This window comes from Coleofasciculus sp. FACHB-712, from assembly GCF_014695635.1.
Classification (GTDB): domain Bacteria; phylum Cyanobacteriota; class Cyanobacteriia; order Cyanobacteriales; family FACHB-T130; genus FACHB-T130.
On sequence record NZ_JACJOQ010000003.1, the window covers coordinates 1 to 2,589 of the forward strand.

A 2,589-nucleotide genomic window follows, 5' to 3' on the forward strand; every position below is an offset into this window, starting at 1 on the left:
TCCTGGAAATCGCCCATCACCTCTGACTTAATTGTTTCTGAAACGATTGGAGTGGGGCAGATTGCCTTTGATGGCGAGGATGTTTACTGGATTGAAGGGCGACCCGCAGAAGCCGGACGGAATGTAATTGTGCGACGAACCCCAGAGGGGAAAACGATTGATGTCACTCCACCTCCCTTTAACGTCCGAACCCGCGTCAATGAATACGGCGGCGGTGCCTTCTGCGTCGCTGATGGCACTATTTATTTTTCTAATTTTGCGGATCAGCGCCTTTATCGGCAGACTCCAGGTGCAGAATCGCAACCGCTGACACCAGAAGGAAGCTTCTGCTATGCGGATGGAATAATTGACCGGAAACAGCGGCGGTTGTATGTTGTGCGCGAAGACCACACCACAGGCGATCGCGAACCAATCAATACCTTGGTTAGCATCAACTTGGAAGATGGTGATGATATTCGGGTGTTAGTGTCTGGAAACGACTTTTACTCATCTCCACGTCTCAGTCCTGACGGTTCTCAGCTGGCTTGGTTAACTTGGAATCATCCGAATCTGCCGTGGGATGGAACCGAATTATGGGTTGCACAGATTAAAGCGGATGGTTCCTTGGGTGAAAGCCAACGGGTTGCTGGTGGCGTTGATGAGTCTATTTTTCAGCCAGAATGGTCGCCGGATGGCATTTTACACTTTGTTAGCGATCGCAGTGGCTGGTGGAATCTCTACAGATGGCAATCTCGATCCTCCCTAACCTCCCTTAAAAAGGGGGAAAAAGAGGTTGAACCGCTGTGCGAGATGGAGGCTGAATTTGGGCTTCCGCAGTGGGTTTTTGGGATGTCTACCTATGCCTTTGAATCTGAAGAACGCATTATCTGCACCTATACTCAGCGAGGCATTTGGCATTTGGCGAGCCTCGACACGGAGACAGGACTGGAGCAAATTGAGACGGATTACACTGAGATTTCGTCTCTCAAAGCCTCTGGGGGTCGTGTGGGATTCATTGCTGGCTCACCGACCAAATTTAGCTCGATTATCCAAATGGATATGGCGACGCGGCAAATAGAAGTGTTGCAGCGATCGAGCCAGTTAGAAATTGACTCTGGGTATTTGTCTGTTCCGCAACCGATTGAATTTCCGACCGAGAACGGATTAACCGCTCACGGCTTCTTCTATCCGCCCCAAAATCGCGACTATACAGCACCAGATGGAGAGTTGCCGCCCTTAGTCGTTAAAAGCCACGGAGGGCCGACAGCAGCCACCTCTAGCCAGCTGAACTTGCGGATTCAATACTGGACAAGTCGGGGATTTGCTTATCTAGATGTGAATTATGGCGGCAGCACCGGCTATGGACGCGCCTACCATCAGCGGCTAGATGGGCTGTGGGGAATTGTGGACGTGGATGATTGCGTGAATGGGGCGCGGTATCTGGCTCAGCAAGGCTTGGCGGATGGAAACCGGATGGCGATCGCTGGTGGTAGTGCGGGTGGCTACACGACGCTGTGCGCCCTGACTTTCCGCGATATCTTCAAGGCAGGTGCAAGTTACTACGGCGTCAGCGACTTAGAGGCGCTGGTTAGAGATACCCACAAATTTGAATCGCGCTATCTGGATCGGCTGATTGGCCCTTACCCAGAACGGCAAGATATTTATCAGGAGCGATCGCCTATTTACTTTACGGAGAATCTTTCTTGTCCGGTCATTTTCTTTCAAGGGCTAGAAGACAAAGTTGTCCCACCCAACCAAGCAGAAATGATGGTAGAGGCGCTACGTGCCAAAGGGTTGCCCGTTGCTTATGTTCCTTTTGAGGGCGAACAACACGGTTTTCGCCGTTCGGAGAATATTAAACGCGCCATTGATGGGGAATTTTACTTTTATTCTCGCGTCTTCCAGTTTGAGCTTGCCGATCCATTGGAGCCAGTTGCGATCGCTAATCTTGACCCTGAATCATGACCAACCCTCAGGCTGATTACGATAGCCCTTGGAAGGAAGCCTTGGAGATTTATTTTACCGACTTCATGGCTTTCTTCTTCCCCCAAGCTTATGCTGACATCAACTGGTCGCAGGGCTACGAATTTCTCGACACCGAACTGCAACAAGTCGTCCGCGATGCAGAACTGGGGCGGCGTCGGGTCGATAAACTGGTAAAAGTCTGGCGACAAAACGGCGAAGAAACCTGGGTACTGATTCACATCGAAGTTCAAAGCAAAGTCGATGCTAATTTTGCTGAGCGGATGTATGTCTATAATTACCGGCTTTTTGACCGATATCGACGGCAAGTTGCCAGCTTAGCCGTGTTGGCAGACGAGCAAGCGTCATGGCGTCCGCAGAGTTACGGCTATGAAATTTGGGGCGCAAGAGTTAGTTTGCTATTTCCCACTGTCAAGCTGTTGGACTATCGGTGCTTAAACGAAAAACAAGACTCTAAAAAGGTATAATACAGGCATGGCAACCATTTCACGTTATGGTGTGATAAATGAAAGACACAACTCCCGCCGCCATGCCCCCTTGCTTCAATAGATGGTGCAAACGCTTTGATGATATATTGACGCATCAAGCCCAAAAACGGGAGTTTAGGAACTATATAAGCGGATTATT

Annotated in this window: 1 protein-coding gene and 1 pseudogene; both read left to right on the forward strand. The window is 50.0% G+C overall.

All coding sequences use genetic code 11. The annotated features are described in order from the left end of the window. Nucleotides 1–1,944: S9 family peptidase (locus H6F50_RS00030; protein ID WP_190424885.1), on the forward strand; the 1,944-nt coding region annotated here is incomplete at its 5' end. Further along, a pseudogene (locus tag H6F50_RS00035) lies at nucleotides 1,941–2,393 on the forward strand (transposase); the annotation flags it as partial. The gene H6F50_RS00030 and the pseudogene H6F50_RS00035, both read left to right, overlap by 4 nt. Nucleotides 2,394–2,589: the final 196 nt, after the last annotated feature.